Annotated in this window: 22 protein-coding genes; 15 read left to right on the top strand and 7 right to left on the bottom strand. The window is 35.2% G+C overall.

The annotated features are described in order from the left end of the window. Window positions 1-6: 6 nt before the first annotated feature. From ACMAYX_RS08590 to ACMAYX_RS08575, 4 genes are all read right to left on the bottom strand, one after another. Window positions 7-885, bottom strand: a complete 879-nt coding sequence (locus ACMAYX_RS08590) for a DUF4423 domain-containing protein (RefSeq protein WP_412477730.1) — start codon at window positions 883-885, stop codon at window positions 7-9. 40 nt (window positions 886-925) lie between these two features. Then, window positions 926-1,432, bottom strand: coding sequence for a hypothetical protein (locus tag ACMAYX_RS08585; RefSeq protein WP_392993165.1), 507 nt, complete (start codon window positions 1,430-1,432; stop codon window positions 926-928). Window positions 1,433-1,705: 273 nt separating this feature from the next. After that, window positions 1,706-2,677 carry a cytochrome c peroxidase gene (locus ACMAYX_RS08580; RefSeq protein ID WP_412470299.1) on the bottom strand — a complete coding sequence of 324 codons (972 nt, stop codon included), beginning with the start codon at window positions 2,675-2,677 and terminating at the stop codon, window positions 1,706-1,708. 71 nt (window positions 2,678-2,748) lie between these two features. Continuing rightward, complete coding sequence (locus tag ACMAYX_RS08575; protein ID WP_412471741.1) at window positions 2,749-3,282, bottom strand: hypothetical protein; 534 nt, start codon at window positions 3,280-3,282, stop codon at window positions 2,749-2,751. A gap of 141 nt (window positions 3,283-3,423) precedes the next feature. Between ACMAYX_RS08575 and ACMAYX_RS08570 the strand changes: the two genes are divergently transcribed. From ACMAYX_RS08570 to ACMAYX_RS08560, 3 genes are all read left to right on the top strand, one after another. Continuing rightward, on the top strand, window positions 3,424-3,768 hold the full coding sequence (locus ACMAYX_RS08570) for a rhodanese-like domain-containing protein (protein WP_255407616.1): 345 nt from the start codon (window positions 3,424-3,426) through the stop codon (window positions 3,766-3,768). A 133-nt stretch (window positions 3,769-3,901) separates the two neighbouring features. Then, window positions 3,902-4,645 carry a helix-turn-helix domain-containing protein gene (locus ACMAYX_RS08565; RefSeq protein WP_412471742.1) on the top strand — a complete coding sequence of 248 codons (744 nt, stop codon included), beginning with the start codon at window positions 3,902-3,904 and terminating at the stop codon, window positions 4,643-4,645. A gap of 87 nt (window positions 4,646-4,732) precedes the next feature. After that, window positions 4,733-5,257: a hypothetical protein gene (locus tag ACMAYX_RS08560; protein WP_103217970.1), complete on the top strand. Its 525-nt coding sequence runs from the start codon at window positions 4,733-4,735 to the stop codon at window positions 5,255-5,257. 32 nt (window positions 5,258-5,289) lie between these two features. Here ACMAYX_RS08560 and ACMAYX_RS08555 read toward each other — a convergent pair whose 3' ends face one another. Next, a complete protein-coding gene (locus ACMAYX_RS08555; RefSeq protein WP_392993154.1) occupies window positions 5,290-7,683 on the bottom strand; it encodes a methyl-accepting chemotaxis protein in 2,394 nt (797 codons plus the stop codon). Between the two features lie 255 nt (window positions 7,684-7,938). Here ACMAYX_RS08555 and ACMAYX_RS08550 point away from each other — a divergent pair, with 255 nt between their 5' ends. The 6 genes from ACMAYX_RS08550 to ACMAYX_RS08525 all read left to right on the top strand — a co-directional run bounded on the left by ACMAYX_RS08550 (window position 7,939) and on the right by ACMAYX_RS08525 (window position 13,162). Beyond that, window positions 7,939-8,526: a Crp/Fnr family transcriptional regulator gene (locus tag ACMAYX_RS08550; protein ID WP_392993151.1), complete on the top strand. Its 588-nt coding sequence runs from the start codon at window positions 7,939-7,941 to the stop codon at window positions 8,524-8,526. A gap of 54 nt (window positions 8,527-8,580) precedes the next feature. Beyond that, a complete protein-coding gene (locus tag ACMAYX_RS08545; protein WP_158246866.1) occupies window positions 8,581-9,051 on the top strand; it encodes a DMT family transporter in 471 nt (156 codons plus the stop codon). After that, entirely contained in the window at window positions 9,035-9,784 is a 750-nt protein-coding gene (locus ACMAYX_RS08540; RefSeq protein ID WP_103217974.1) for an arylamine N-acetyltransferase family protein, read from the top strand. Before ACMAYX_RS08545 ends, ACMAYX_RS08540 begins: the two co-directional genes overlap by 17 nt. Before the next feature lie 92 nt (window positions 9,785-9,876). Further along, on the top strand, window positions 9,877-11,256 hold the full coding sequence (dbpA, locus tag ACMAYX_RS08535) for an ATP-dependent RNA helicase DbpA (RefSeq protein ID WP_103217975.1): 1,380 nt from the start codon (window positions 9,877-9,879) through the stop codon (window positions 11,254-11,256). Between the two features lie 14 nt (window positions 11,257-11,270). Then, entirely contained in the window at window positions 11,271-11,723 is a 453-nt protein-coding gene (locus tag ACMAYX_RS08530) for a YaiI/YqxD family protein (RefSeq protein WP_103217996.1), read from the top strand. 149 nt (window positions 11,724-11,872) lie between these two features. Beyond that, on the top strand, window positions 11,873-13,162 hold the full coding sequence (locus tag ACMAYX_RS08525) for a DEAD/DEAH box helicase (protein WP_412471743.1): 1,290 nt from the start codon (window positions 11,873-11,875) through the stop codon (window positions 13,160-13,162). Between the two features lie 5 nt (window positions 13,163-13,167). On the opposite strand, the gene ACMAYX_RS08520 is transcribed toward ACMAYX_RS08525, so the two are convergent. Further along, window positions 13,168-13,797, bottom strand: a complete 630-nt coding sequence (locus tag ACMAYX_RS08520) for a hypothetical protein (RefSeq protein WP_392993139.1) — start codon at window positions 13,795-13,797, stop codon at window positions 13,168-13,170. 146 nt (window positions 13,798-13,943) lie between these two features. Between ACMAYX_RS08520 and ACMAYX_RS08515 the strand changes: the two genes are divergently transcribed. After that, window positions 13,944-14,390 carry a YiiD C-terminal domain-containing protein gene (locus ACMAYX_RS08515; protein WP_392993137.1) on the top strand — a complete coding sequence of 149 codons (447 nt, stop codon included), beginning with the start codon at window positions 13,944-13,946 and terminating at the stop codon, window positions 14,388-14,390. Here the strand turns inward: ACMAYX_RS08515 and ACMAYX_RS08510 are convergent. Further along, entirely contained in the window at window positions 14,380-15,600 is a 1,221-nt protein-coding gene (locus ACMAYX_RS08510) for an NAD(P)/FAD-dependent oxidoreductase (RefSeq protein ID WP_412471744.1), read from the bottom strand. The two genes, ACMAYX_RS08515 and ACMAYX_RS08510, sit on opposite strands and share 11 nt — an antisense overlap. Window positions 15,601-15,688: 88 nt before the next feature. On the opposite strand from ACMAYX_RS08510, the gene ACMAYX_RS08505 reads away from it, so the two are divergent. The 5 genes from ACMAYX_RS08505 (at window position 15,689) to ACMAYX_RS08485 (ending at window position 19,697) form a co-directional block, all read left to right on the top strand. After that, window positions 15,689-16,597 (top strand): LysR family transcriptional regulator, encoded by a 909-nt coding sequence (locus ACMAYX_RS08505; protein WP_392993132.1) that lies wholly within the window; start codon window positions 15,689-15,691, stop codon window positions 16,595-16,597. Beyond that, entirely contained in the window at window positions 16,564-17,022 is a 459-nt protein-coding gene (locus tag ACMAYX_RS08500) for a MepB family protein (RefSeq protein ID WP_412470414.1), read from the top strand. The genes ACMAYX_RS08505 and ACMAYX_RS08500 overlap by 34 nt, the downstream gene beginning before the upstream one ends. A gap of 16 nt (window positions 17,023-17,038) precedes the next feature. Beyond that, window positions 17,039-17,884: an EamA family transporter gene (locus ACMAYX_RS08495; protein ID WP_392993131.1), complete on the top strand. Its 846-nt coding sequence runs from the start codon at window positions 17,039-17,041 to the stop codon at window positions 17,882-17,884. A gap of 62 nt (window positions 17,885-17,946) precedes the next feature. Then, window positions 17,947-19,209 (top strand): NCS2 family permease, encoded by a 1,263-nt coding sequence (locus ACMAYX_RS08490; RefSeq protein WP_412471745.1) that lies wholly within the window; start codon window positions 17,947-17,949, stop codon window positions 19,207-19,209. A gap of 56 nt (window positions 19,210-19,265) precedes the next feature. Continuing rightward, the gene (locus tag ACMAYX_RS08485) at window positions 19,266-19,697 is read left to right on the top strand and encodes a thioredoxin domain-containing protein (protein ID WP_412471746.1); all 432 of its coding nucleotides are present in this window, start codon (window positions 19,266-19,268) and stop codon (window positions 19,695-19,697) included. Window positions 19,698-19,935: the final 238 nt, after the last annotated feature.

Genomic DNA, 19,935 nt, shown 5'->3' with positions numbered 1-19,935 from the left:
TTTTTCCTACTGCTTAACGACTTCCCCAGTATGGGCAAAGAATTGAGTATTTAATTGGTAGAGATTATTTGCTTCATTTGTTGAAAATTTCTCATTGAAGTCTTTTATAAAATCAAATATAAATTTTTTGGCTTCAGATACATCGCTTTGTTTAACTTTCATTGTGACAGATGTAATTTGACGCTCTTCTACTGGTTGTTCTTCGATTGCTTCTAGAGCACGATTAATCATACCGTAGTGATGTCGCTTAATTGCTGAGCTAGGCACATCATTGGTTGTAATAAGACCTTCTTTTTGTACTATCAGGCGGCCATCGTCATTCCTACCAATTGTCTTGGTTTCAAGCATTGTCTCAATAGCGTACTTGATTTGATTGATTGTCGGTTTCTTCCTGAGCTTATGATAGATCCATTCTTCGTCTTCTATAAATGACGGCATTGATATAAGTTGCTTTATTGCCAAAAAATACCAGTCACTAATTGCATTAAACTCTTTGAGGCTAAGAGCGATTGCTTTTCCTCTTGGATTGATTATCGCAATTTTTTCTAGAATCTCTTTTGTATCTTTATTTTTCTTTTGTGCTTTTTCTAGCTGAACAAGAAGCATGAAGTATTGCTTCTCTTTCATATTCATTCCCAAATCTTCACTAAGAGCATTGATCATTTCGAGGCTAGGGGATCTTTGTCCCTTAATGACCATTGTTAAGGAACTTGGCGATCGATAACCAAGTCGATTTGCCCATGTTTTAAGATTATTGGATGTATGAGAGTAGAGGCCATCTGGCATCCCTGCCTTAATGAGGAAGTCACAATAATTTTCAAAGTCGAAAATTGAAACTTTTGGATCTTCAATTTTATGTACTTCTTCCATCTTTGCCCTAATCAAAGAAAGGCCCTCTTAATAAGGGCCTTTAGGTTTTATTTAATTATTCACAAGCTTCAATTGTGTAGTTTTTAGTAAATAGTTTTCTACCCAGTTTATTATCATGTCTTCTACCGTGAAGTGTTTTGTGTACATCGATGTCATATGAAAGTGGGTGAGTATATGAATAAGTTTCATATTCTAGACAGATATCACGTCCATCTCTTCTTCCTTGGAGTGACCATCTTACACATCTTTCTCTTTCTGTAACGATCTCTGCTCTTCCGTAGAAGCTAGTATATGCTGTACAGATACTATCTCTATCGCCACCACGGTGTTGCCACTCAACACATCTCTTAAGCATTTTCTTTGTTCTAATTGTGTCACCATCAATACAACCAAAGAATACTGAGATTGCTCCACCATTATCTAGGTTTAGTGCTGGCTCATTAAAAGTAACTTTCATAAAGTTGTCTTTGATTGTTTCCCATGAATCATTCTCATTAGGCATACCAGCGAATACTGATGTTGTTACGAATAGTGCGGCAATAAACGTGATTAGTTTTTTCATTTAATTCTCCCTATAGTTAGTTTGATTCAGTTGAATCATGTGATTTTGAATCTAAACTAAAAATATGTAGCAGATAAAAGTATGTAAATAAAATTTCACGATAAAGCAAACTATGTTTTCACAAGATGTGAATCTTGTTGTGCAAAGAGATAGTTGAATCTTGAGTCTAAGGAGTTAAGTTGTGGATTATTCAGGCAAGTTAAAATAGTAAAGATTTCGTTCTTTCTACATATGGAAATAAAATAAAGGCGTGATTTCTCACGCCCTATTCAATTACATTTTAGGTAAAGCTTTAGCTTCAAGTGACCCAAGGAAGGCCTTGATACTTTCTCTGTCTTCAGCAGAGATCTCTACACCTAATTGGTGCTTGGCCATAATAGTGATGGCCTCATCAAGAGTCTTTACGCTTCCATCGTGAAAATACGGAGCTGTCTTTGTGATATTTCTTAGAGTAGGTACCTTGAAGAAGAACTTATCATCTTCATTCTTAGTTACTTCAAAACGACCTTCATCTTTAGTCGGATACTCTTCAGCAAGTCCTAGTTTTTGGAACATTCCACCACCAACGTTGGCACCATCATGACATGTTGTACATCCAATCTCGTTAAACTTTTTTAAACCAACTTTTTCTTGGTAGCTAAGAGCTGAATGATCTCCATTTAAGTACTCATCATAGCGACTTGGTGTTAATAGTGTTTTTTCAAAAGCACCAATTGCAACACCAACATTATTAAAGTTGAAAGCTTCTTTATTTCCAAATGCTCTTTCAAAAAGCTCGCGGTACTCTTGTGTATCGATTTTTTTCATCGCATCTGATGCTTGTGCAAGACCATGCTCAACTGGATTTAAAATAGGGCCAAGTGCCTGCTCTTCAACATCTTTCGCTCTACCATCCCAAAACTGTAGGAAGTTTAAAGCTGCATTATAAACAGTAGGAGAGTTACGTCCACCAAGAGTTCCATCGTGACCTGGTGATGTTGGTAGGTTATCAACACCAAATTGATCTAGCTTGTGGCATGAATTACAAGAGATGGTGTCATTAATTGATAACTTCTTTTCAAAGTAAAGTGTCTTACCTAGATGAATAAGATCCTTATTTGATTTTGTATCAATTAGAGAAGCTGGTAGTGGAGCTAGAACTCCATCGATTTCAGTAAGTAATCCTTTGTCATCAAATTGTTTAACCTCTTGCTTGTTACAGCTTACAGCAAGTACGAACATACCTAAAAGCATACACTTTTTCATGTCTTCTCCCTCTTTAAAAATATAGCGTTATCTACTTATTATATAAGATTTATTAAAATCTAAAATAGGAATTATTTCTCATTTAGATATTTAAGAACCTTGTTTTCAAGAGGAGCTTTTGTCAGTCCTGTTCTGCGAGCAAGTTCTGTTGCTTCTTGTTTAGTCATTCCTTCATACTGGTAGAGGTGAGTTAGATACCAAGCTGCTGCACGATTTCCGCTTGAGCAGTGAATATAGATTTTTTTGTCTTTATTAGCATCGATAAGTTTTGATATTTGATAAAGTGAATTAGCATCAATTTCGCTTTTCTTATTAAAGAATGGGATTCGATGGTATTGAAGATTTAGCATTTTTGCCGTTGCCTCTTCGTTATATCCTTTAAATTCATCTTCTCCTCTTAGGTTTATTACCATTTCATAACCATCTTTTTTGATTTTACTAAGAGTCATTTTCGTCGGTTGCGGAGCAATTGCTAGATTTCCAACAACCTTGGCTTCTTCATAATTCATTACAAGTGGCTCGCTTGTCGAATTACTAGAAGTTGAACAAGCTGTTAAGAAAATTGCCGTAATGATTATTGAAAGAAGTGATGTGATTGATTTCATATATTATTCCTTTTTTATTTATAATTCACTAATCATACCTCCAAATTATTAAATGATATTTGACCTACATCAAATAATTCTTCAAGATAGTGGAATAGGATGTTTTATATGCAAGAACTTATTCAATTTATATGACACAATATGGTTTTTATTATTATCTCTGCTTTTGTCTTGTGGCGAGTATATCGCTTTTTCAAGTCCAAAAAGGAGGTCGAAAAAATATTGAATTCTAATGATTATCAATTAGTCGATGTTCGTAGTGAAGGTGAGTTTCTCTCTTTTTCAATTCCTAACTCAGTAAATATTCCAATTGATCGACTAGCCTCTGACTATGAAAAGCTTGATAAGAACAAGTCTGTCATTGTTTACTGCGCTTCAGGTGGAAGAAGTGCAATGGCCAAATTACACCTTCAAAGACTCGGCTTTAAGAATGTAGTCAATGCTGGTGGTGTACATGCTTTATCCCGCATTCTACAGCGAAGATAATGGCCGAAAATCGATAATATTTACCCTAAAATACTATTGAAGTACCATATATTGGTACTATTATGATAAGTGTTTAAAATAGTTCTCGCTTGAACTACTTTCTCTTCATTAACTTAATAGCAAGGAGAATGAAATGAGAAATGACGTATTTGTTGCACTAAAAGAAGTAATGAAGGTTCGTAAGGTTAATTATAAGGATCTCGCGGCCCGAATTGATATGTCAGAGTCTGGCCTTAAGAAGCTTATGGCAAGTCAGGATTGTTCTATAAGTAAATTAGATCAAATTTGTGATGTTATTAATATTGATCTAGGAGATCTCTTTGCCATTGCTCAGAATTCAAAAGAACCAACTTTAAAAATCAATGATAAACAAGAAGCTCTATTCTTAAAGAAACCAATTATCTATCACTTCTTTACTGAGCTGCTTTCTGTCGATGGCGATTGGAAGAAAATAGCCTCAAAACATCGACTCGATAAGAATGAATGTCTTTCAATGTTAAGAGATTTAGATAAGGTTAATCTTATTGAATTAGGAGAAAAGGATCGCGTAAAACTCCTGTTTAAATGGAGTGATATCAATATCTCTGCGAAGTTAGGTGCTCTAGTCAGTTTCAATATTGATCGTGCATTCTTCGAGTATGCTCAAGATCAATTTCAAATGGAACAAAAGACGTCACATGGTTCTAGGGGAAGTTTTTATCTAAAGAAGGAATCAGTATTGGACTATCTTAAGGCCCTGGATGATGTGCAATCGGAATTTGCTAAGAGGTCAAAGAGAGAAGAGCTGCTGTATGGTAAAGAGAATCTTGAAAATATTACTTTCATGACTTATATGGCCTCTGACTTTAGAGCAGCGGATTACGTATTCACTAAGTAAATAATTCATGATTAAAGTTAACTAATGTTATTTAATTTCAAGGTTGCTATATCTCAATAAGTTTATAGAAATCTTTGAGGAGTGAGTGTGAGTGGTTTTTTAAATACTATTGGCATAATTGCAATTATTTGCCTTGTTGTTCTGGGGATAGCTGTATTTTCTTCTTTTAAGTATTCAAAAGATGACGATGGTAAAGTTACACTTTCTCTTTTCTGGGGAGCAATTAAAGTTAATGAAAAAGAGCAAAAAGTGAATATCCTAGGGGACTTTATAGCGGTTGACGGTAAGGATGAAAAAGTTAAAGTTGCTGGTATTGTCGATGTTGATGGTAAAGATGAATTGGTAAATATTGATAATGGAAAGATACTTGTAGATGGAAAAGAGAGTGTTATAAAAGTAGAGAAGTCTCTCGTTGTTGAAGTAAAAGAAGATCATGTTATTATTCAAAATGATTTTAATTCTGATATTTTGAAAGTGATTACTTCTTTAAAGAAAAAAGATGATAAAAATTTAAAAGTCGAGGGGAGAGTTGTTGGTGAAGATGATCGCTATCTAATACTTGAGCCTAAGGATGCTTCAAAAATAAATATCAATGTAAAATTTGAGTCTTAATAAAAAAAAACGCCACTTACGTGGCGCCTTTCTTATATAGCATCTTTGAATCTTGAATCATCTGAACTTATTGAGTCAGAGTCAATCAGTTCCAAATTCTTTTTCTTAGAAAATGGCATTTTAATTACTGATGGAGTCACTTTTGACGCTGTCATAGTGCTTGCTCCAGTTTCATTTTCACCAAATACGATCATTTGAATATCTTGAACAATTCTTGAAAGATCGTTTGACTGTTCTTTCAGTTCTGCTGCTTTTGAAGATGATGTGTGGGCAACAGAAGTATTCTGTTGAGTAACCGCATCAAGTTGTTGAACAGCAGTTGTAATTTCGTTAACACCAGCAGATTGCTCTGTTGAAGAAGCTGCAATCTGTCTAACTGAACTATTTACTTCATTGAAGCTTTCTAGGATTTCACTTAGAACAGAGTCACAAGTTTTGATTTCAACTAAACTTTCATCTACTGACTTCTTACCATGCTCGATAATGCCAGACATTTTAGACTTAGAGCTTTCAACTGTACGGTGTACTTGCCCAATACTTCTATCTAGTAGTTCTGTAATTTCTTGTGCTGCTGTACCACTCATTGCTGCAAGAGCACCAACTTCTTCGGCTACGACAGCAAAACCTTTTCCATGTTCCCCAGCTCTAGCCGCTTCAACCGAAGCGTTGAAAGATAGAAGCTTTGTTTGGAACACGATATCGTTGATAACTTTTGTTTTTTCTGAAATTTCATCAATCACTTTAGTGATATTTTGAATTTCAACATTGTTTTCTTCAACACTCTTGATCAGAACTTCGTTATTCTTATGAATATCTTCGATTTTATGTTTTACGCTACTTACATATCTTTTACCTTCTTGAGCCTTTTCCTGACTTTTTTCTGATAGGTCTGAAGTTGTATTAGCATTCTCTGAGTTTCTATCAACCATTGCAGAGATCTCTGTAATTGAAGCCGAAGTCTCTTGTAAGCTGGCCGCTTGTTGCTCTGTTGCTGATGAAAGATCAGATGAACTTTGAGCTAAGGCATTGGCAGAGTTAAGTACATTGTGTGCTCCAATTTTTAACCCCTCAGCAAGCTTAACAAGGCTATTAGAAATTGTTTTAGCAAAAGTCAGGGCAAGTAGTAGAATTGCAATCCCTGAAATTGTAATTAAAGTCATGATAACTTTTCTTACAGTGTAGAGTGAAGATAAAGCTTCATCTTCATCCATTTCACTTAAGATATACCAGTTTAGACCATTTATGTTTAAAGGTTTATATGCACTAATTACATTTACATCTCTATAGTCTTTAAAGATTTCTGCACCAGACTTTCCTGCAATTGCATGATCTGCTCCAAGTGTATCAATCTTAGTTGCAAGCGCTGAAGTCTTCTTAGACTTCATATAATCGATAGCTTCTTTACTTAATCCAACTTCGTGCATTGTCTTAAAAAAGCTAGCTTCATCTTCTACTATTGTTCTAGAGATACTTCTCATAATCTTATCTTTACCGATTATATAAGTTTCTCCAGTATCACCTTGTCCTTGCTCTTTCCACTTTTCACCGCTTGTTAAGATTTGATTAATCTTTGCAACTGGAACTTGGAATACAAGTACTGCGCTAAGTTTGTTATTTTCAAAAATAGGTGCCGAAATAAATTGAGCAGGAGATTCATAACTTGGGTAATACTTTTTGATATCAGTAAAGAATACTTCATCTTTTGATGTCGCATTCATTGCTAAATTGTATGCTTCTGCTAATCCTGAGTCAGAGTAAGGACCAACTTTTAGATTTGTTGCGAAGTCAGCTTCTTTATATACTGAATAAACAACTTCACCCTTTCCCGCATCAATTAAGAAAATATCGTAGTAGCCAAACTTATTTAAGTAAGTACGAAATGCCTGGTGATATCTTTCGTGTGTTTTTGAATAGCTTGTTCCATCATTAAGAGAAATAAGTGCATCCTTTGAACCAAGAGGATTATTATTTGAACTGATGAAAGCATTTTGAAGAAGTAATTCATTCTTGCTCAGTTCTCTGATAATTTCACTAGTCTTATCAAACTCTTTTCCAATATTTGTTTTATTGTATTGTTGACCAAACTCATTTGCATAAAAAGATGTTAATGAGGATTTTGCAGCATTAAAGTCTGTTCTCGTCTCTATTTCAAATGATTGAAATGAACTTTTGAACTTCCTAGCAGCATCAATCGTTGAAATATTTTGTGCCAATGCAGATGCCTGTCCGGCCATTGTTTTGTAAAGCTCTTCTAGCTGAAAACTTCTTCCCTCGCGGATCGAAACTAACATATTTTCTGCATTTTCATGTAGTGTCTTGTCGACATTACTTAAGACAACAAAAGTAATTGTTAATGAAGGGATGAGCCCGGCCAATAAGAAACCGAGAACTAGTTTTTTATTAAGGGAAAATTTACTTATACTCATTAACTATCCTTTTTCATTAGGCTAAAATAAAATTGTTAACTGAGTTATCGAAAACTTTCTAAATAACTTTATAGTAAATATTGATATTTTTTTTATAGATAAACTTTGTTGAACCCTGGGAGTCTTTTGATAACAGTTAGTTAAAGATTTTTTGAATAAAATTGCTGATTTTAATTATAAAAAAACCCTAATTAAAAATTATTAAGATAGGCAATTATGTTACTCGTGATACGAGTTGGAGATAGAGGACAAACTATGGAAGCTTTAAGTTATTTGAAGAGTGTGATGGATTCGTATCATGAGTTATCGAACGATTGTTGGGGAGAGCTTCAACAAGCATTGCGAATCAAGTCTTTTAAAAAGGGGACTGTTTTAGTCGACTTTGGCGATATTCCAACAAAGTTTTATTTTGTCTACAAAGGGCTTGTTAGGGCCTATTCCATGGGACAAGATGAGGCAGCGAAGGAGATCAATAAGAACTTCTTTGATGAAGGCAGGTTTCCATCTGCTGTCGTTGCAACACTTGATAGGACTCCTTCTGAGATATGTATCGAAACACTTGAGGATTCAACTCTAGTTGAAATAGATCATTCTAAGTATCGTGAACTACTTGAGAAGTATGAAGACCTAAAGTGGTATCACATAAAATATTTAGAAAAACACTGGGTAAAGGAAAAAGAGCCCGTTGAGATATCTTTATTGGATGGGGAAGCAAAGGAGCGCTATCTTTCCTTTATCGCAGAAAATCCTCTATTGGCGAAACGAGTCCCTCTCTATCATTTGGCTTCCAAGCTAGGCATTACACCAACCCAGTTGAGTCGAATCAGAAAAACAATTAATTGATTCTTCTCAACATATGTAAAGGAAATATTACCTCTATTTTTATATATTAGGGGCATGACAAATTTAGCTTTAGTATTATTATCAATTCTTTCGGGATGTCTTATCCTTTTACAAAGTAGTCTTAATGGGCAACTTTCTAAGTATACGCATAATCCCTTCTTTTCATCGTTTGTGCTTTACTTCTTTAGTGCTGTTTTTATGATGTTCATATTTCTAAGTACACGTCTAAAAATACCTAGCCTAGAAGTTATAAAAGAGGTTCCTCTCTACCTTTGGGGAGCTGGAAGTATTCTGAGTATTGTGGGTCTAACTCTCGTTTATTGGTTAATGCCAATTTTAGGGGTTTCAAAAGTATTAAGTGGTATAATTACAGGACAAATTATTGCTGGAATGATTGTTTCTCATTTCGGTTTTTTTGACTTACCTGTAATTGAAATAAATCGTTACAAAATTCTTGGCGTAGCCTTCTTATTTATAGGTGTATATTTTATCAATTGGAGTGCAATTAATGAAACAGTTAAATAATGAAATTAAAGAGTTTCTTCTAAATAACACATTTAACAACATTGATATTTTAATCAGTGATAGAGAAATTTTAAAACTTGATGATGAGAGTTTAGAAAACAAACTTATTGTGAGAAAGCGTGGAGGTTATTGTTTTGAAAATAATCAATACTTCTACACAAAGTTAAAAAAGAATGGCCTTGAGGTGAAAAGAGTTTTAGGTCGTGTTGTTTACGGTGATACACCTGATGATAAGCCGAGATCTCATCAGGCTACAGTCATAACACATGATGGTAAGTTATACTTAGTGGATGTAGGATTTGGACCATATACACCTGGAGCAGTAATCCCTTTAACTGGTCAGGAAGTCGAGAGCTTCAATAAGCGAACTTATCGAGTTTCTAAAATTAATGATGTTGATTATCAATTAGAAATTAAAAAGGAGGATGGGTTCTTTTCTCTCTATCAATTTAACCTTGCTAATTATAACGATGCTGATTTTAAGGTCGCAAATTACTATACAAATACTCATGATGATTCAAAATTTACGACATCTCTCATCTTGTCTCAACAAATCGAAAATGGAACAAGATTTATCAATAATCTTATCTATTCTGAAATCTATGAAAATGAACGTAAAAGTATTGATATAAACTCAGCAGAGGAGTTATATAAGCTAATTAGTGATTCATTTAACGTTAATATTACAAAAGAAGAATGCTCTTATCTATTCGATATTGTGAGTAATTTTTAATAAGCTAGTATGCCTAAATTGTTTAGGTTGACGGGAAGCTTATAAAAAGAGACTAATGACTTAATAAATATAATAAAAGAGAAATAAACTGTATGAGCAATAGCTTCACTAATTTAAAGATAGATAGCAGATTAAAAAGCAATCTCAAAGATTTAAAGTTTGAGAATATGACACCTATTCAGGAAAAGTCTTTACCAATCATTCTTGAAGGCAAGGATATAATTGCTCAAGCTAAAACAGGTAGCGGGAAAACTGTAGCATTTGGACTTGGTGTCTTAAATACTATTGATGTTAAACAAACAAGACCACAATGTTTAATTTTATGTCCAACAAGAGAATTAGCAGAACAAGTTGCAATGGAGCTAAGGAAACTCGCTCGAGCAATTTCTAACATGAAAGTATTAACAATAACTGGTGGAAGATCAGAGTATCAACAAGAGAAGTCTCTATCTCATGGTGCCCATATTGTGGTAGGAACACCGGGAAGAGTATTGAAGCTTTTAAAAAGAAAAATTCTCGTTCTTGATTTTGTTAAAAATTATGTTCTTGATGAAGCTGACCGTATGCTTGATATGGGCTTTTATGAAGATATCTCGAGAATTTCAGCATTTGTTCCAAAGCAAAGACAGACTTTACTTTTTTCGGCAACATTTCCTGAAGACATCGAAGATTTAAGTAAGAAACTTCAAAACGATGCTATTAGACTTAGTGTTGATGTTGTCCATGAAGAAACAAATATCAAAGAAGAGTTTATTCAACTGGGTTCTCATAAAGATAAAATGGATATGCTTTTTAGAGTTCTTGGAAAGTATCAGTCTAAGCGCTTTATCGTTTTTTGTAAGACAAAGAGAATAACTGATGTTGTTGCTGATGAGCTTTATAAAGCCGGTGTGGCCGTCGAGTCAATTCATGGTGATCTAGACCAAAATGAAAGAACCGCTGTTTTAACGATGTTTTCAAATAAAAGTCTTTCTGGAATTGCTGCAACTGATGTCGCGGCCAGAGGGATTGACATTAAAGATCTTGATCTTGTTGTTAATTATGATCTCTCTAATGATCCTGAGGTCTATGTTCATCGCATAGGACGTACTGGACGAGCTGGAAATGAAGGAAGGGCCGTTAGTTTCTTTGTTGAACAAGAGATTGATAATTTAGAGAACATAAAAGAGTATCAGTCACGAGATTATGAAATTATTGATCCATCTAATTTTAGTGAAAGCACTGAGTACAATATTAGACCACTTATGGCGACAATCTATATTCATGCAGGGAAAAGAGATAAACTAAGACCTGGTGATATTGTTGGGGCAATCGTCGGTGAGTCTGGAATTGATTCGAAAGAAATTGGTGATATTTCGGTGACTAAGAATATGAGTTATGTTGCTGTAAAAGCTGAGCATATAAAGCATGTCGTTGAAAGTCTTCGAAATGGAAAAATTAAAAAAAGAAAATTTAAGTTAGGAATTCTATGATGAATAAAGAGCTGATGAAGATTTGGGTCGATGCTGATGCCTGTCCTAAAGTTATAAAAGAGGTTTTATTCAAAACATCTATTCGTCTACAAATTCCATTAGTTCTTGTCGCAAACTCTTATATGAATATTCCTCTTCATGAACTTATTACTTTTATAAAAGTTGATAGCGGTGCGGATGTTGCTGATATGTATATTGCTGACAACGCTAAAATTAATGATCTCGTTATTACAGCAGATATTCCTTTAGCTGCAGAGGTCGTAAAAAATGGAACTCTTGCTATAAATCCTAGAGGAGAGCTTTATGATGAAGAAAATGTCGGAGAACGTTTGTCTATGCGTGACTTCATGAAAGAGCTTAGAGATGGTGGTCTTATTACAGGGGGACCTGATGCATTTAGTACTAAGGATAAGGCAAATTTCGCGAACTCGTTAAATAAAATCCTTTCTAAGAAGGGGTTTAAGTAAATATAGTTTACAGAGGGGATTATAAAGGTTGACTTGTATCTCTATTCGGGAGATGAAGAGGGTTGATCTAGATACATTTTAAATATTCGCCTTTGCTAGTATTTGGATTAAGCAATGGCACTAGCGCTTTTTAAGCAAGGATATTTATTATGTCTTCAGTCAAATCTTTTGATTCTTTAAATCTATTACCTGAAATTCTTTCTGCATTAAAAAAGAAAGGTTATACAGCACCAACGCCGATTCAAGCAAATTCAATTCCACACCTATTAGATGGTGGAGATATCTTAGGGATTGCTCAAACGGGAACTGGAAAGACTGCTGCATTCTCTCTTCCTATTTTAAATAATTTAAAAATTAAAAAAATAAAAACAAAACCAGCTCGTATGAGGTGTCTAATCTTAACTCCGACAAGAGAATTAGCATCGCAGATAGAAGAGAATATAAAAGAATACTCTAAAGGATTGGGGATTTCATCCGCAGTTATCTTTGGAGGTGTTAGTCCTAGGCCTCAAGTTCAGAAACTGTCACGTGGAATGGATATTATCGTTGCAACACCAGGCAGACTTCTAGATCTAATGGGTGATGGCCACGTTCGTTTTGAACAACTAGAAACTTTTGTTCTTGATGAAGCCGATCGTATGCTAGATATGGGCTTCATTAGAGACGTTAACAAGATCATTGCTAAACTCCCTGAAAAAAGACAAACTCTCTTATTTTCGGCCACAATGCCTCAGGATATTGTGAACCTTTCTAAGAAATTGCTTGTTAAGCCTAAGAAAGTTGAAGTGACACCTGAGTCGACAACAGTTGAAAAAATTGATCAAAAGATAAATCTTGTTCATAGAACAAATAAGCCGAAGCTTTTAAAGAATATTTTAGAGGATACTACAATTGAGCACGTGCTTGTTTTTACTAAAACTAAGCATGGCGCTAATCGTGTGGTTAAGCATCTGGATCAAGTTGGAATTACGGCCGCTGCAATACATGGCAATAAGTCTCAGGGGGCACGAGAGAAGGCCTTGGGTGGTTTTAGAAAGGGAACTGTTAGGGTGCTTGTTGCTACTGATATTGCTGCTCGTGGAATTGATGTTTCCCATATCACTCATGTTATTAATTATAATCTTCCTGATGATCCTAAGAGTTATGTACATCGTATTGGGAGAACTGCTCGTGCTGGAAGAGAAGGGATTGCTATCTCTTTTTGCGACGATACAGAAACAAAGCTATTAAACGATATTGAAAAAACGATTAACTACAAAATTCCTGTCGACACGAATCATGCTTTTCATGGAGTTGCGGGGCAACCTGACTCACAAGAGGCGCCTAGAGCTCCTAGGACGCCTAGGCTTAGAGCAAAATCTTCTAAAGATAATAACAATAAGCAAAGAAGCGCTAGGCGAAGAAGAGCAAAACAAAAGACTAAATCATCGTCTCTTTAAGAACACTAAAAACGCGTTAAAAACTCAAAGTAAGTCGCACCATCTAGCATAAAAGTGGTGTAGACTTCTGTGTTTTGACCGATTTTTCCGCCAATTGGGGCAGTATTAATATCTGAGAAATCATAATTCTTATCACCGAATTCCTTAATAACAAAGACGAGCAAACCCGCACCTTGTGAAAGAAATTCTCCAAGTCCATTTTCTTTCGCTACAGCGTAAGCAACTTTAGAAAAGCCTGCATGACACCATTTATTTGAAATATCTCCTTGGTTATGTAAAGCACTACAAGGATCATCATTTTCGATAAAGTAGTCAGACTTAGAATTTGATAAGAAAAGGGCCGATTCACGACTTAGTCCTAGGACTTTAAAATCTTGGGGTCTTTCTTCATTATTCTTTATATATTTTTCAAAAAAGATTGAGGCAGCTCGAGTTGATTGTTCACTGTCTCCAATAACTATATCTTTGTACTTTTCAGAAAGCTCTACATACTCTCTGGCCATTCTAGAATATGAATCTTCTTGCGCCTGCATCATGTTTGGTTTGATGTTAAATCGCATATCACTAATATTTTCAGTGCTCGATAGGGCAGAGAGAGATAGTAAGATACTTAGTGGCATTATCAATTTCTTCATATGTCGTCCTCTTAAATTATTTTGATCATCTTAACTAATTAGTTAGTTTGATGGTGAAAATATGAAAAAATGAGTGCCTGTTCTAAGATTAGACAGACGTGATTTCATATGGTTATACTATGAATTGAGAGTTGGAGGTTATTGATATGAAAAAGATTTCCGAGCAATACAAGCGTGATTTACTGGAGTCGATTCCAGTCGTCTCAGGAATGAAGCTTGAAATTAAGACTGTAGAAGATCAGAAAATCGTACTAAAAGCTCCTTTAAGTAAGAATATTAATTATGAAGGAACTGCATTTGGTGGAAGTATTAATACACTAGCAATTCTTTCTTGCTACCTCTTAACTCATCATACGATGAAAGTTCATAATATTGATTTCAAGTCTCTCGTTATCCAAAATAGTGAGATTGATTATCTTATGCCCGTGGATTCTGACTTTGAGGCCATTGCAGAAATTGATGAAGCTTCAGTAAATAGTTTCATACAATCACTTAAGCGACGCAAAGTCGGCCGCTTAAATGTTCATTCAAAGATTATGGTAGGAGACAGTGTTAGAGCGAGCTTTAAAGGACGCTTTGTTGCTACTTTATAATACGAATTCTTCTCTTATTAGAAAGAAGCGACCACGCCCATTGCATAAAGACCATAACCTTATTTCTAAAGTTGATTAAGAAGAAGATATGGACAAGACTCCACGCAAGCCATGCAATTGGACCTGCTAGCTTAACACCTTTCCATTCTAGTACAGCTTTGTATTTACCTACTGTCGCCATCGATCCTTTATCAAGGTATTTGAAGGCAAAGCGCTTATTTTTTAGTAGTTGCTTGGCAAGATGCTTTCCTTGTTGGGCCGCAACTGGTGCAAGAGAGGGAAGTGGGCTACCGTCTAATGACTGGAAGTTAGCTGCATCTCCTAAAATGAAAATTTCGGGAAAATCTTTTAAACTTAAGTCTTTTTCTACTATTGCACGTCCCATTCTGTCTTGTTCAACACCAAGCTTTGAAATTAACTTTGTTGCGCGATTTCCTGCTGCCCATATGATATTCTTAGATTCAATTTTCTGGCTTTTAGTTTTTATATAATCGTCACCAATTTCTTCAACGACTTCATCTGTTAAAACAATCACACCTAGCTTTTCGAGATAGTTCTTGGCCTTTTCTGAAGTTGGATGGCTATAGCTTGAGAGAATATGTTGACCACCTTCAATTAGATATATCTTTGTTAGTTTTGGATCGAAGTCGTGATATTCGTTAACAAGAGTTTTATAGGCAACTTCTGCAAATGCCCCCGCAAGCTCTACTCCAGTTAGGCCACCACCAATAATAACAATGTTTAACTTCTTTTCTTCTTGATTAAGCTTTATCTCTTCTTTTTCAAATGAGTTAAGGACACGGTCACGAATACTAAGAGCATCAGTTAGAGTCTTTAAGCCAGGGGCACTCTTTTCCCAGTCATCATTGCCAAAGTAGAAAGGTTTTGATCCTGTTGCTACAGCTAGGTAGTCGTATTGATATTCATCACCACTTTTACATTCTATAACTTTTAGATCTTTATCAATTGAGACAACTTCCTGCATGTGTACTTTGATATTTTTAGCATGAGATAAGATTTCACGTATTGGCATTGATATATCTCCTGGAGATAGGGATGCCGATGCTACTTGGTAAAGAAGAGGGTGGAATAAATGATGATTTTTCTTGTCTAGTATCACGACTTCAAAATAATCTTTATTAGCAAGACCTTTTGCCAGGGCAATTCCTGCAAAGCCAGCTCCAATAATGACCACTTTTATTTTCTTCATGATTTCCCCCTTGTTCTAGTACATTTTAAATTTAATTCAATTTTGCGCTTGAAACAATAAAGCTAATTTGAAATAATTTATTTCTAATATGGAAATAATAGAAAAGACTACATTTGATCGTTTATATGCCCTTCAGGTGGCAACTGTGGTTGCTCGAGAGGGAACATTTGCAAAAGCAGCTAAAGTTCTAGGAACATCAGCTTCAAATATAACTAAAGAGATTCAGAAATTAGAGAGTTATCTCGGAGTTGTACTATTTAAAAGAACAACTCGATCTTTTGTTCTTACCGAAGAGGGAATGCTCACTCTTGAGAAGTCTAAAAATCTTTTAGAGGAATTAAATAATCTAGAAGAGCAGTTACATGGAGTTGTTGACTCAGTTAAAGGTGTTATTCGTATTACTGCGCCAACGACAATCGGTCAAAGCTTCTTGGCGTCAATTTTTGCTGAATTTCAGCTTCATTATCCATATGTTGAAATTGATTTGATTTTGACAGATAGAGTACTTGACCCTGTTGAACATAATATCGATTTAAGTATTAGAACGGCATTTCAATTAAAAGATTCAAATCTTTATATGAAAAGAGTTACACAAATCGACCGTGTTATTTGTGCTTCCCCTTACTATATTGATCATTTTAAAAAGCCAACAAACCTTGAATCTTTAAGCAGGCATAACTGCTTGCTATATCTAAGAGGAGATAGCCCTTTTATTTGGAGCTTCAAGAAAGGTCAAAAGATTAGTCATATTCAAGTACAAGGCTCATATAAATCGAATAATTTAATGTCTCTCATAAAGGCTTGTGAGTTAGGAGTTGGGATTCTCAATGTACCTCGTTACTTAGTAGATGAACAAATACAAAGAGGTGAGTTAATTGAATTATTTAAGAGTTGGGAGCTTCCATCTCATAGTCTATTTTTCTTAACCTCTAGAAAACCTTCTAGTTCAAAGAAACTAGAAGTATTAGAAGAGTTTTTATCGGAGAGATTGACATAAAAAAGATAAGTGAAAAACTTGATTCATATATTATTCATGAGGAAGCGCAGGAATATAATGGTTGTTCATATATATATGAAGGAAAGTACTATATTCAACGATCTTCCAAAGTAACACCTAAGAAAGTTGGCCAATTTGTCACATTGTGGAAGAGAGACGAAAGTGGAAAAACAATACCATACCACTTAAATGACCCTCTCGATTATGTTTTGATTATTTGCGATACAGAAAGTGAACAGGGTTACTTCTTATTTCCAAAAGATGCTCTAGTGAAAAAAGGTATTCTCTCTAGTGAATATAAAGAAGGAAAGCGTGGATTTCGTCTTTACCCCAAATGGGATCAACCTACTAGTAAACAGGCTATCAGTTCACAAAAATGGCAACTCGATTATTTCTTTAATGGAACTTTTCAAGGGATTCGTTAGAAGCTAGTATAGCCAAATGAAAAGATTAATACTTGTTACAGTTTTATGGGCATTTTCATTTAGTCTAATAGGGCAATATATTGCTGGTAAGATGGATACCTATCTGGCCATATTTCTAAGACTCTTTTTCGCATTCTTAGTGTTTGTTCCATTTTTAAATTTTAGAAATATTTTTAGAGTAGAATCTCTTAAGACAATGCTCATTGGAATATTGCAAATCGGAGTGATGTACCTCTTTTATTACAATTCCTTTAAGTATCTATCAGTATCAGAAGTAGCACTCTTTACTATTTCAACACCTCTCATTATTTCAATTATTGGAAATATTATTGAGAGACGCTTTATCTTAAGACAGCTCTTCAGTGTTTTCTTAGTTGTTTTTGGTGCGGCCATCATAAAGTGGAGTGAGATCTCAAATGATTATATTATTGGCTTCTTGCTTGTTCAGGGAGCAAATATCTGTTTTGGGCTAGGACAGGTTCTTTATCGCAAGATAATCTCTGAACAAAATCAGATGCAAAAATTTGCACTGTTCTTTTTAGGTGCCCTTATTCCAATCTCATTTGTTTTAATCTCTAGATCAACCTTCGCAAATCTTTCACAAATTACATCCTTGCAGTGGGGAGTCTTGTTGTGGTTAGGCTTTATTGCATCTGGTGTGTGTTACTATCTTTGGAATACTGGTTCTAAGCAAGTTTCATACGGAGAACTCGCTGTTATGAATAATGCAGTTATCCCTGCAGCTATACTTGTTAACGTCTTCTTCTGGGGAGCAAAGATTCAATGGACATCATTTCTACTCGGTGCTTTCATTATAATTTGTGGTATTTTGATTGAAAATAGGAGAACTCAAGATTGTTAATGTAAGAGTTGTGAATATTATTTAAGTTTTTTTGTCCTAAACTGAAATGCTAGAATACATGTATGAAAGCAAATAGTATTCGCACAGAAGTCATAGCAGGAATAACAACCTTCTTAACGATGAGTTATATTATCTTTGTCAATCCGCTCATCTTATCTTCAGATGGTACAGGAATGTCCTTTTCTGCTGTTATGACAGGGACTATTTTGGCCAGCTTTGTTGCAACTCTTCTTATGGGTCTCATCGCAAAGCTACCTTTTGCCCTTGCTCCTGGAATGGGGCTTAATGCTTTCTTTACTTATACATTAATTCTCGACCAAAAAATTCCCTGGGAGCAAGCCTTGGGCCTGGTCTTTTGGTCAGGTGTTGTCTTTGTTATCTTGTCAGTGACGCCATTTAGAGAGAAGTTAGTTAAATCGATTCCAAAGAACTTAAGAATGGCCATGGCCGTTGGGATCGGTATTTTCCTTGCATTCATTGGTCTTAAGAATACCGGCATTATCATTGACCATCCAGTAACACTTGTTCAAACAGCACCGCTTTCAAGTGAGGGGGGAGCAGTCATCCTTGGCTTTGTTCTTATTATTGCCTTATTTAAGAAGAATATTCCTGGAAGTCTTCTGATAGGGATATTTTTTACTTGGACACTAGGAGCTCTCTTTGGAAAGTCGACTCTTCCTGAAAACTTCTTTGCAACTCCTGACTTTAGCTACTTTATGCAAGCAGATATCTTGGGGGCCTTAAAGATTGCTTATATCCCAAGTATTCTCACTCTTATGATGACTGATCTTTTTGATTCTTTGTCGACTTTTATTGGCGTCGCAGAGACGGCCAATCTTAAAAATGAAAAGGGTGAAATTAAGAATATGAAACAGGCCCTAACTGTTGATGCACTTGCGACTCTCTTTTCTGCATTCTTTGGAACTTCTACGACGACAACCTTTGTCGAAAGTTCCGCTGGTGTCAGTGTCGGTGGCCGCACTGGATTAACATCAGTTATTACAGCAATCTGCTTCCTTCCGTTTCTCTTTCTTGCTCCATTTGCACAGTCCATTCCAAGCTATGCAACGGCCCCTGTTCTTATCTTTGTTGGGATTCTCATGTTTAAGAATATCTCATCAATAAACTTTGAAAAATTTGAAGAAATGATTCCTGCATTCCTATGTATTGTTCTTATTCCACTAAGTTTCTCAATTACAACAGGGATAATGTGGGGATTGTTTGTACATACTATTTTATATATTGTAGCTGGTCGCATAAAGGACTTAAGTCTAACAGAGTGCTTACTTTCTATTGTTGCCTGTCTATATATAATTTTTCATTGATCTCTATCAAATATTTTTTAAGTTTTTATTGGTATAGTAGGATTAAGGAGTGAAAAATGAAAAAAATTATTATCTGTGAATCATGCGGTGCAATTAATCGAATTGATAAAACAAAACTTTCGGCAAGTGGTGCTGTATGTGGAAAGTGCTCTAAAGATTTGGACACAAGTGCAAAAGTTCAAAGTATTACCTTTGATAAGTTAGAAAAGATCATTCAACACTCTGAGCTTCCTGTCTTTGTTGACGCTTACGCAGATTGGTGTGGCCCGTGTAAAATGTATGGACCAACTTTTACGGAGTTTGCTCAAAAGAATTGGCAGTCTGCAGAGTTTTATAAAATCGATACTGAAAAGAATCCAATGATCTCGGTTAAGTATGGAATTCGAGGAATACCAACTACTCTCATCTTTAAAGGGGCAAAGCTAGAACATTCACAAAGTGGCGTTTTGCAAGTTGGGCAGTTAGATCAAATGCTCTCTATTTTTTAATATAACCAACAACTTTAATAAGTTCCATATTCAGGTACTTTTAACTTGGTTGTTATGCGCTTTCTCAATATGGGGTATGGTTTATTCATCATCTAAATCTCATTAGGTGAATATTTGAAGGAGCGTATCATGTTTAACTATTTAGGAACTATCATTATTAAATAATTTCGAAGCCTCCTTAAGCGGAGGCTTTCTCATTTGTACATATTTTCAAACCCTTACAGTTCAACAATATTGT

It is taken from the genome of Halobacteriovorax sp. RT-2-3 (genome assembly GCF_047085075.1).
GTDB lineage: Bacteria > Bdellovibrionota > Bacteriovoracia > Bacteriovoracales > Bacteriovoracaceae > Halobacteriovorax_A.
The sequence above is the reverse complement of the archived record's forward strand: the minus strand, read 5'-3'. Positions and strand labels throughout refer to the sequence as shown.